Origin of the sequence: Limnofasciculus baicalensis BBK-W-15 (assembly GCF_024178385.1) — a bacterium.
Classification (GTDB): domain Bacteria; phylum Cyanobacteriota; class Cyanobacteriia; order Cyanobacteriales; family Coleofasciculaceae; genus Limnofasciculus; species Limnofasciculus baicalensis.
In genome coordinates this window covers 36,243-46,244 of sequence record NZ_JAMZMM010000005.1, presented here as the reverse complement: position 1 = coordinate 46,244, position 10,002 = coordinate 36,243, and the positions used below count along the sequence as shown (strand labels likewise).

The window sequence follows — 10,002 nt, the reverse complement described above, 5'->3', positions numbered from 1 at the left end:
ATCTCCATTGATGATTCTGCTCAGGAAATGTACTTTTTTGATTTAGCCACACCCTGGGATTGCTAAGTAGGTGAGTGTAATTCAATCTCTCTATGTGAATTTATGTAAAATGAGCCACAAAGCTTCTCTGTAAAAGAGTTAGCTCCAGTTTACATAAATTCAGCTATAGCAACCGCCACAGTGGTTAGGACATTCTAAGCTTAAATTTTAACAAGGGGCTTAAGCCCCTTGTCCTAACACGGGCGACTGCTATATATGCTTTTATTGACCTATACCTACCTACAACTGCCCTATTGACATCAAAAGGATTAGATCAGTAAGCTCAATTAAACTTACAATATTCTCTACCGCTTCTAAAAACCTACGCATATCAATGAACAGCCGTTAACCCTCTTCCCCCGCCTCAAACACCGGAAGGAAGGCACTACCCATCTACTTCTACTCCATGTAAGCACACCTGGAATCGATCTGCCAAGAGGGGATCGGAGGTTTCATTAAACAAATTCCCCGCCAATCCCCGAATCTCATACTTTTCCACGGATCTTGAGGTTAACTTATCCCAACCCAGAAACTCACCCAAGTACCATTGGGCAAATTAACCTATTGTTTATCTCTACTTACTCAATCTAAGTCGGCGCAATTGGTAGTAAAACTTTAAAGGTAGCACCTTTACCCAATTGACTAGTAACTGAAATTGAACCGCCACAACGAAGTAATAATTGCTGCACAATTGTCAATCCTAAACCAGCACCAGTTTCTTCCCCAGCAATTGGGCGGCCTCGATAAAAACTGTCGAAAATCTTCGGGATTTCGCTATGAGCAATTCCCATCCCCGTATCGCTAAATGCCACCTGAACATATTCTCCCTGAAGACTTGCTAGCACTCTTACTTTCCCTCCTGTTTGGGTAAATTTGAGGCTATTATTAAGCAAATTAATTGTGATTTGTCGCAGCCACGTATCTAAACAGGATACGGGTGGTAACTTAGATGGTATGGTATAACCAAGTTGAATGCCTTTCTCTTCTGCTAGTGGTTGATAGGTGCTGACAATTCCGGGGATAATCTCTGCTAATTCCACCGCAGGCATCACTGTATTATAGGGATCTTCATCGATTTCAACTAGATCGAGGAATCCAGCAATTAAGGAATTTTGGCGATCGCATTCTTTATGGAGTAGCTCCATGTATCGCTGACGCTGTAATGGTTTGAGTTGTGGTGAATCCAGCAAAGTTATAGCTGTTTTCATATTCGTCAGCGGTGTCTTTAGTTCCTGCGCCACTCGTCTCAAAAACTCATCCTTGTTCCGTCGCTCCTTACTAGGTAAAGATCGTTCTCTTGTCGGAGGTGATTGTAAAATATTTTCAGTTCTTTGTAATTGTTTGATTAATATCTGAGTCAATAAATCTCGATCATTTGAATCAGTAACAAATGACTCAATTCCAGTAACAAGGGGCTTAAGCCCCTTGTTACTAAACCAATTGTCAAATAGATTTCCCCAATCTGCCAACAACTTACAGTTATTATCCGCTATTGCTCCTTTTAGTCCCGCCATAACGAGTTTAATTATTTTTCGATCAAAGGTACAAATGGCTAGATATGAATCATTGCGATTTGTATCTGGCTGAGTTAGAGGTAGGGGATGAGCAACTATTAAACTAGTAAACTGTTCGCAGATAACAATCAGAAATAATTCTTGTTTAAGCTGATTTCCTCCTCCTAGCTGGATGGCGACAATTCGATTGTCTCCCTCAACCTCAGTTTCCTCTGACAAAATATCTGTTTCCTCAATTTTCTCATTTTCAACACAGCTACAGAGATAAATCTTCTGATTAAACCACTCTTGTTGCTGATACTGATTGATTTTGGAAATCCAATCTGCTTCGGGGGGTAGCTTAACCCAGATAGTTGCTGATATTTTTGCCTCAACTAGGATATCGAAGATAGCCCCAACCAATGATTTGAGCAAGAGGGGACTGATTGTAAGAGACTGAGGTATCTTAAGATTGTCCAGGGTTAGCTGATAGATGGAGAAATCTGGAGTTGTCATCTGCGCCTTCATCTTGCAATTTATTGCGAGTTATTAAACTTTATTGCGAGCCATTAAATTTAATTACGATTTTTAGATTTTTCTCCGTACAAACATGTAACTGGCAATCACCTGTGCATATGGACATATTATATTACAGCCATATTCAATAAATATTTTTTAGGTTTTGAGCTGACCTGAAAATTATAGACTATCGCAAAGTTATAGCTTAAGCTTATGTTAAACAGTCATCTGGCAGACAGTGCTTAAGAGAAATTACCGACCACTAACTTTGTCGTTCGCGAAGCGTGCCGTAGGCATAGCGAACTTTACGGTCGAAATCCGAGTTGGTTTTGTAGGTTTCCCATCAAAAAACCTACACTTTATTCCAGTTTAAAAACCAACCAGTTATGGATATATTGCGTAGACTATGCCCCCCGTTTCCTCCCAGGGCTGTTTCATTCTCCCACAGCAACAGGTTTTAACCTGTTGCTACACTGGCTTTACCGCCCTTCGGCGGTTCAACTTATTTGTTAATAAGCTAATGCAAAACTTGCTAACCTGCGAAGGCAGGTTTTGTCTGTATAGCGACAGATTTCAATCTGTCGTAAAATTTGAGAATGAAACTGCCCCCCGTTTCCTCCCCCCATGGGGGGAGGAAACGGGGGAAGACAGATGAGACAGAGGCAATCAAACTAATCCCCAAATCTTTGGGCTAAAGCATCTCGCGCCTCTTCTCTGTCATCAAAGTGGATTTTTTCCGTACCGAGAATTTGATAATCTTCATGCCCCTTCCCAGCAATTAAAACCCCATCTCCTGGTTCTGCTTGTAATATAGCAGTGCGAATTGCCGTAGCGCGATCGCAAATTACCATTGGTTTAATCGCAGGATCGATCCCCGCCAAGACATCTTCCAGAATCTTTTCTGGATCTTCCGTGCGCGGGTTATCTGAAGTCAAAACCGCAATATCAGCACCTTCAGCGGCAATTTTACCCATTTTGGGACGCTTTGTGCGATCGCGATCGCCTCCACAACCAAACACACAAATCATTTTGCCCTGAATAAAAGGGCGTGAAGCCTTCAGCAAATTCTCTAAACTATCGGGAGTGTGAGCATAATCAACAATTACACTAATATCCTGATCTGGTTTAATTTGTACCCTTTCCATCCGTCCGGGAACACCTGTAAAATCAGGTAAAGCTGCCACCACCGCATCTAAACTTAGTCCCAAATGTAAAACGGTTCCCACCGCTGCCAGCATATTAGATAAATTATACTGACCCACCAACGGTAACTGGAAAGAAGCCTCACCTACAGGCGTATGGAGAATACCACTAACTCCAGTTGCTCCATAGTTTAATTCACTCAGCCATAAATCAACAGGGGGAGTGGGTTTTTTGGAGTCGGGAGTGGGGGAATTGAGATTTTCTACGCTATAACTCCAAACTTGTGCTGGTTTCAGTTGGCTAATCAACCTTTGTCCATATAAATCGTCAGCATTAATAATTGCCTTACCTTGGAGGTAAGTTGGACTAAACAGCAAAGCTTTTGCTGCAAAATAGTCCTCCATATCGCGATGGTAGTCCAAATGATCTTGAGTAAGATTAGTAAAAGCAGAAACTGTAAAAGGACACCCCATCACTCTACCTTGTGCGAGGGCATGGGAACTAACTTCCATCACCCCAAACTCACACCCTGCTGATACAGCTAACTTAAGCTGTTGTTGTAATTCAACAGGAAACGGGGTAGTATGAACCGCTGTTTGCTCAAACCCTTGCCAACGGGCATAGAGAGTGCCAAAAAGTGCTGTCGGAAATTGGGCATGAGTCAGGATAAATTCAATTAGGTGAGTGGTGGTAGTCTTGCCATTCGTACCTGTCACCCCAATCATTTTCATCTGTTGGGCTGGGTAACCGTAAAAAGCAGCGGCAACAGCGGCACAAGCAGCAGTCATATCTTCTGCTGAAATAACACAACTCATTTCTTCTGAGTTTCCCTTGCTTAGGGGAGGGGATTTTTGAGCTGCTGAGGTAGAAATGAGGGCAGCAATCGCACCATTTGCGATCGCACTTTCCCAGAATTCTCCCCCATCAACCCGGGTTCCCGGCATCCCAATAAATAAATCGCCCGGTTTACAGGCGTGAGAATTAGTACAAATTCCGGTAATTTCAGCATCCATCGCTGAATGAGCCGGGGTTGGCACAATATTAGAAATTGTTGCTAATAAATCGCGTAGCTTCATCTGACTCCTCACAGAGAAAGGGGAATGGGTAATTGGTAAGCTGTCTAGCCGAATTGTATAATATTAAATTAAATAATTAAATACTTGATACCCATATAGCAATCATAGCACTGCCGAATCGGGGCGATCGCCCTAAAATAGAAGTAGGTTAACCTGAAGGTAATTGTCAATGGTAACATTACAGCTCAAGCAGTTAAGTGTTCCTCCAGGACAGCGGATTATTTTGACTGATGTAAACTGGTCAAAGTTCGAGGATATTTTGCAAGAACTAGGTGAAAAAAGAGCTAGTAGAGTAGCTTACTATCAAAATCAACTAGAAATTAGAATGCCATTGCCAGAACATGAGTTTAATAAAGAAATTATTGGTGACATGGGGAAGATTTTGCTAGAAGAGTTGGAAGTCGATCGCGAATGTTACGGTTCAACTACTTTCAAGCGAAAGGATATGGCTGCAGGAATCGAGCCGGATAATTGTTTTTATATTCAAAATTATCGTTTAATGATTGGCAAAAGGAGATTAGATTTAACTGTAGATCCACCTCCCGATTTAGCCATTGAAGTTGATGTTACATCCAAAACACAACTGAGTGCTTATGAAGCTTTGGGAGTACCTGAATTATGGCAGTTTTCTCAGGGAAGTTTAAGGATTAATCTACTGGAAGCGGGTGAGTATATTGAGTCTTCTTTTAGTCCTACTTTTCCTGATTTTCCCCTTATTGAGGGGGTTTCTCAGTTTGTCCAAATGAGTTTGACGCAAGGTTCAAGTGCTGCTTTAAGGGCTTTTCGGAAGTGGGTTAGGGAGAGAATAGATCGATAATATGTCAATATTTTCTGAAAAACTTTTCACTACTCAAACTTACGGTTTGATATTGGACAATAAACTTCTCTATCAGCTATGAGTCTGTTACATCTAAATATTTTTGTAACATTTGCACCAACTGCTGAACCGTCAAGCGTGGAGAAGGGCGAGGGAGGGGTTCTTCTCTTCCAGCAATATTTCGGCATAAGACTGGCACTTCGTACTGATAGGCTTGGAACCAATCCTCGCGGCTGGTAATATCTCGCACATCTAGTACAATCTCTAAACCTTGAATCTGTTCTAGCTTGTCTTGTAAACCCTCACACAGATGGCAACCGGGTTTACTGTACAGAATGATCTCCATATAGTGAAAGGGGACTAAGAACTAGGGAGTAGGGACTAGGGACTAGGGAGTGTCTTCAAAGTATAAAATTTGACATACGGTGATGTAGGGGCGAAGCATTTGGGCGATAAGCTATCGGTGAAACCCAAAGTTTTATGTCCAAATGCTTCGCCCTTTCAGAGGCCAGAAAACACGCCCTAGCCCCTTTGAGAATACGCTCTCGGTAGGATTTGAACCTACGACCAAAGGATTAGAAATCCCTTGCTCTATCCCCTGAGCTACGAGAGCCTGAAAAATGGATCGGATCTGAGCTTACATAAAGTAAACCATCTTAAATGAGGTAAAGGGACTCCCATGATACCCGAAGCAGGTTGACGGCGAGTTCTTGACTAACTTACTAGATCGCTGAGGAAATCGCAATAGAGGTTTAGTTATATCGGAGCATAAATATACTTGGGACAAACGAGCAGTGGTTGTTTCAGTAGTTTTACCCACTACCACTCGGACTATTGTACCATAGACGGCAACTCGCATTGATCGAGGGGTCATCGGAGCGATAAAGGATAAAGGATAGAGTAGGAAGGATGAGGCATGAAGGGAGCAATTTTTTGATCTCTCATACCTGTACCCTCATACCTGTGCCCTCATACCTTCTTTGGTAACTTACCCCACATATCTGACCAAGACAGTCATTTGCCACTGTTATGTTTATTCTCAAAAGGCAGGATGTTGAAATTTCTAGTATGCAGCACCCCAAGCGGGAGCAGCAAATTCCGATTCTCAGTTATCAGGGACAAACCTTTCGCTTGATTAGCGTGTTTCCTGCGGATCGCTCTGAAGAAGCGAAGGCTTTCTGGCGAGATCTTACCGATAATCGGGGGAAAGCCTGCGTTCTCTTGGAAGAACCAGACAGGTATAGTGTTTGGGGGAGAATCCGTATTGAGCAACTTGGCAATGATATGGGGCTTGATGTCAAAATCGTCCCTTACACCCAAGCCTGTCTTTTACTCCTGCAAACGGTTTTCGCCGAGATTGAGGATCTTTTGGGACAAAGACAAGCAGGGTTATTTCAGAAAGATATTGGGGAAATCTTTCACCAGTGGCACTTTCCCCAGGCTGAGTCGCCAGAAGCAGTGAAACACTTGCTCACCCTCGATCCCCTGAATAACCTACAGGTTCCCCCTTGGCAAGAACACCATCTGATCGCGCTATTGCAGGAACTATATCGCTTGGGGAAAGGTTATTTTGGTAATACTAACTTTGCAGAGGGAGTAAGCGATATATTGCAAGATATGCCTCCTAGCGATCGCACCCACTTTATGGAGTGGCTGAAATCCTCTCCTCTAGGGAAATTATGGCGATAATCAGCGCAAAAGGTTAAACAATTGTGTCGTCGCTGGGTTACCAGAGGCTCAAGTGGTTGACCATCCGCTAAGTTTTATAAGGAGCATACCTGAAAACCCCGTGACTTTAGTCCGGGAATGTTAGGGTCGCTCGGCGTTAGCCCCAGGGCAAGAAGGCTTCAGCCTCCCTAAGAGCGTTGTTGAGTGATATACCTTTTTACTTGTATCTTTTTTCCGTTTCCGTGCAAATATTACCCGCTGTGAATACAAGTTCTATCTAATTCAGCCGACAATAAAATTAGCTTATAGTATCTGCGATATGTCAGGCTTACTTTTAATCTTTTTGTTTTCCTTCTGTCCGACTTTTGCATCACTTTTATGATAACATATAGCTAGTTAAATAAAAAAAGGAGGTGAGACAACTTGCTAACAAACTCTGTATACAAACTACGTCCTAACCTTACTCAATCCGACAAGATGTCCAGTTGGGTGGGTATGCTGAGAAGTAATTACAACTGGTGTTTAAATGACCGGATCAGTCAATATGCAGCACAGTATATTCAAGGGGATTACTGCGATCTTAGAACCAAGTCATCAGCTTCCCCATTAACATGTTTTGTTAGCAAGAATGGGGCAACGGGCGAACCAGGGAAAAATTCTAATCAGAAAAACCCTCGCCGTAGTGCTGGTGACATTCAAACTAAAGAATGGACAGTCGAGAAAGAAAGGTTTAAATCGTTCTATTTCTGATGCAAGTTGGGCTGAATTAATTTTAAAGATTGAGTATCTGGCTGGAAAGCAAGGAAAAATCGTAATTAAAGTTAATCCCAAACATTCAATCCAAGAATGTCGCAATTGTGGACAGATTGATAAATCAAATCGTGATGGAGAGAAATTCATTTGTACTCAATGTGGATACATGACTCATGCGGATATTGGTGCTGCAAAAACCATCAGAGATAGAGCCTTTTCTCTAGTACGGGGGGACTCCCCGGAACTTAAACGCCCGAAACAACGTAAGGAGACATCAGTACGCCCTCGCGGCAAACGTACTGAGCCTGGGAACCTGAGCAATCAGGATATTAAGGCAGTGATGTCTTAAGAATCCCCGTGGCTTGAGCCAGGGGAGTGTCAAAAGATCAGTGTAATTTCTACCATCGGGGATATCAAAATCTTATGAGGAGTTCTATAAATAAGTCATCAAATAAGTCATCTAAAATTCAATCCCTTCTCACAGGACAGAATATTGTCTATGGGGGGATGGCGTGGGCAGTAGGATCTCTGTTATTTTTTCTGCTGTTTAGTGTCACGATTCCTGGGGAGAACAGGTTTGGGTACTTATTTGGCACATATATTCTCGAATGCGTACCTTTCCTAGCAGCCGCTTGGCTCTGTTACAGGAATTGGGGTAGTCCTCAGATTCCTAGTGGACGTAATGTCTGGCTGGGAATAGGATTGGGAATGTTCGCCTACTTGCTCGCCAATGTGATTTTTGGGGTCTGGGAGCTACATTTTCATCTCGATCCTGATGTATCACCTGCCGATTTCTTTTACTTGATTTCTTATGTATCAATTGGCTGGGGAATGGTTTTAGCGGTTCTGCCCAGACGTTTAAACTTAGAGATGTGGCAGTGGGGAATTGTTGGGGCAATTGCGGCTGTGGGGATTGCCTTCGCGATTTGGATTTTGGTTGCCGCACCAGGGGCTAACGATCCAACTCAAGCCGTTGTCGCCCTCGAAACTGCCAAAAATTTGCCAGGATGGGTTGTCGGTATTGACAATTTACTCAGTCCGCTATCCAGACAGGTCAATTTCCTCTATATTGTTTTGGATGTTTGTCTACTAATCCTGGCTTCAACGCTATTATTAGCGTTTTGGGGCGGACGTTTTGCCCAGTCGTGGCGGATGATTGCCGCTGCAACATTGTCGCTTTATATTGCTGATATGGGATTTAAGTATGCCGATGCAATCGCGAAAGCTAAAGGTCAAGAATATGAAAGTGGGGGTCTACTAGATGTATTTTTTATTTTCAGTGCGGTACTCTTTGCTATAGGGGCTGCTCTGGAATATGACGTATCAAGCCGATCCCGTCGTAGTAATCGTCGGCGTACTGAGGGTAAGCAATGAGTCCTAGAAAACTGACTGAAACTGATAAAAAAGATATTTTGAAACTGTACCGACATCCAGAAGAGACAACCTCAACTCTGGCTGAACGTTATGGCGTGAGTAACTCAACTATTAGCCGCTTCCTCAAAAGCAGCTTGTTAGAGTCAGAATATGAAGCGCTCATCCAGCAAAAGCGATTGAACCGCACGCCCGGTGGTGCATCCTTGGTTATGTCCACATACTCTGCCATATCAAGTGAAGTGGACGTGGTATCAGAAGCTAAATTATTGCCTGTTGAAGAGATAATTCAGCCATCGATAAACTCTGAGGATGAATTTTTAGATTCCACAGATAGCGACCAACGTCGGCGGCGGAAACGTTCTTTGATCGGTCCTCAAGTTGATTATGAGAAAAAGGCGATTCAAACTGAGCTGCCATTAAATCTTAATCTGCCTAAACCTAAAAGGAAATTCGATGAGCCAGAAGATATTCTGGTTGAAATAGTTCAGGGAAAAACTGGCGAGAGGAAGGAGTTCCTGGATCGAGATTTAGATGATGATTTAGATGATGATTTGGATGATGATTTGGATGATTGGGATGATGATTTAGATGAGGATGATGATGATATTCATGGTCATGAACTAATCTTAGCTCCTCATATCAGGAGTGGTATTGACGTAAAGGTTTTACCGCTGTCTGAAGCATCCCTGCCCAAAATCTGCTATTTGGTAGTAGATCGAGCGGCTGAATTGATTACTCGCCCTCTCAAGGAGTTTAGCGACTTGGGACAAATTCCGGTTGAAGAGATCCAGCAAAAAACATTGCCTATCTTTGACAACCATAGAGTGGCGCGGCGTTTTTCCAACCGTTCCCAACGAGTAATTAAAGTTCCCGATCCTCAAATGCTTCACAAGACTAGCTCCCATTTGCAGGCAAAGGGTATTACCAGGCTGTTAATTGATGGTCAGGTTTACTCTTTATATACCAATAATTGACTAATGGCTAATGGCTAATGGCTATTAGCTATTAGCTATTGCTTAATTAGTATTATCGATCCGTTGGTAATCCAATTGATAGGCTAGCAGGTGCGGAAATAGGCTTGTTCAGACTGGCGGTTGAAACCGCGTCTAGACAGACAAAA

General features: G+C 42.8%; 9 protein-coding genes and 1 tRNA gene. 6 read left to right on the top strand and 4 right to left on the bottom strand.

What is annotated here, in order from left to right:
- Positions 1-626 precede the first annotated feature (626 nt).
- Together NJ959_RS01120 and NJ959_RS01115 are read right to left on the bottom strand one after the other, a co-directional pair.
- Positions 627-2,048: a sensor histidine kinase gene (locus NJ959_RS01120; RefSeq protein WP_254009895.1), complete on the bottom strand. Its 1,422-nt coding sequence runs from the start codon at positions 2,046-2,048 to the stop codon at positions 627-629.
- 674 nt (positions 2,049-2,722) lie between these two features.
- Positions 2,723-4,270: a UDP-N-acetylmuramoyl-L-alanyl-D-glutamate--2,6-diaminopimelate ligase gene (locus NJ959_RS01115; protein ID WP_254009894.1), complete on the bottom strand. Its 1,548-nt coding sequence runs from the start codon at positions 4,268-4,270 to the stop codon at positions 2,723-2,725.
- A 169-nt stretch (positions 4,271-4,439) separates the two neighbouring features.
- Between NJ959_RS01115 and NJ959_RS01110 the strand changes: the two genes are divergently transcribed.
- The gene (locus tag NJ959_RS01110; protein ID WP_254009893.1) at positions 4,440-5,087 is read left to right on the top strand and encodes a Uma2 family endonuclease; all 648 of its coding nucleotides are present in this window, start codon (positions 4,440-4,442) and stop codon (positions 5,085-5,087) included.
- 76 nt (positions 5,088-5,163) lie between these two features.
- On the opposite strand, the gene NJ959_RS01105 is transcribed toward NJ959_RS01110, so the two are convergent.
- Together NJ959_RS01105 and NJ959_RS01100 are read right to left on the bottom strand one after the other, a co-directional pair.
- Positions 5,164-5,433 (bottom strand): glutaredoxin family protein, encoded by a 270-nt coding sequence (locus NJ959_RS01105; protein WP_254009892.1) that lies wholly within the window; start codon positions 5,431-5,433, stop codon positions 5,164-5,166.
- A 194-nt stretch (positions 5,434-5,627) separates the two neighbouring features.
- Positions 5,628-5,700, bottom strand: a tRNA-Arg gene (locus tag NJ959_RS01100).
- Positions 5,701-6,116: 416 nt separating this feature from the next.
- On the opposite strand from NJ959_RS01100, the gene NJ959_RS01095 reads away from it, so the two are divergent.
- The 5 genes from NJ959_RS01095 (at position 6,117) to NJ959_RS01080 (ending at position 9,856) form a co-directional block, all read left to right on the top strand.
- On the top strand, positions 6,117-6,776 hold the full coding sequence (locus NJ959_RS01095) for an Npun_F0813 family protein (protein WP_254009891.1): 660 nt from the start codon (positions 6,117-6,119) through the stop codon (positions 6,774-6,776).
- Positions 6,777-7,232: 456 nt separating this feature from the next.
- Positions 7,233-7,505, top strand: coding sequence for a hypothetical protein (locus NJ959_RS30545; protein ID WP_373693581.1), 273 nt, complete (start codon positions 7,233-7,235; stop codon positions 7,503-7,505).
- Complete coding sequence (locus NJ959_RS01090; protein ID WP_254009890.1) at positions 7,444-7,857, top strand: zinc ribbon domain-containing protein; 414 nt, start codon at positions 7,444-7,446, stop codon at positions 7,855-7,857. The genes NJ959_RS30545 and NJ959_RS01090 overlap by 62 nt, the downstream gene beginning before the upstream one ends.
- A 74-nt stretch (positions 7,858-7,931) precedes the next feature.
- Complete coding sequence (locus NJ959_RS01085; RefSeq protein ID WP_254009889.1) at positions 7,932-8,882, top strand: hypothetical protein; 951 nt, start codon at positions 7,932-7,934, stop codon at positions 8,880-8,882.
- Complete coding sequence (locus tag NJ959_RS01080) at positions 8,879-9,856, top strand: helix-turn-helix domain-containing protein (protein ID WP_254009888.1); 978 nt, start codon at positions 8,879-8,881, stop codon at positions 9,854-9,856. The genes NJ959_RS01085 and NJ959_RS01080 overlap by 4 nt, the downstream gene beginning before the upstream one ends.
- The last annotated feature ends 146 nt before the right edge of the window (positions 9,857-10,002 follow it).

Excerpts from the sequence above, each read along its gene's own strand:
- NJ959_RS01120 (WP_254009895.1), bottom strand. The coding sequence starts at position 2,048 with ATGACAACTCCAGATTTCTCCATCTATCAGCTAACCCTGGACAATCTT.
- NJ959_RS01115 (WP_254009894.1), bottom strand. The coding sequence starts at position 4,270 with ATGAAGCTACGCGATTTATTAGCAACAATTTCTAATATTGTGCCAACC.
- NJ959_RS01110 (WP_254009893.1), top strand. The coding sequence starts at position 4,440 with ATGGTAACATTACAGCTCAAGCAGTTAAGTGTTCCTCCAGGACAGCGG.
- NJ959_RS01105 (WP_254009892.1), bottom strand. The coding sequence starts at position 5,433 with ATGGAGATCATTCTGTACAGTAAACCCGGTTGCCATCTGTGTGAGGGT.
- NJ959_RS01095 (WP_254009891.1), top strand. The coding sequence starts at position 6,117 with ATGTTTATTCTCAAAAGGCAGGATGTTGAAATTTCTAGTATGCAGCAC.
- NJ959_RS30545 (WP_373693581.1), top strand. The coding sequence starts at position 7,233 with ATGTCCAGTTGGGTGGGTATGCTGAGAAGTAATTACAACTGGTGTTTA.
- NJ959_RS01085 (WP_254009889.1), top strand. The coding sequence starts at position 7,932 with ATGAGGAGTTCTATAAATAAGTCATCAAATAAGTCATCTAAAATTCAA.
- NJ959_RS01080 (WP_254009888.1), top strand. The coding sequence starts at position 8,879 with ATGAGTCCTAGAAAACTGACTGAAACTGATAAAAAAGATATTTTGAAA.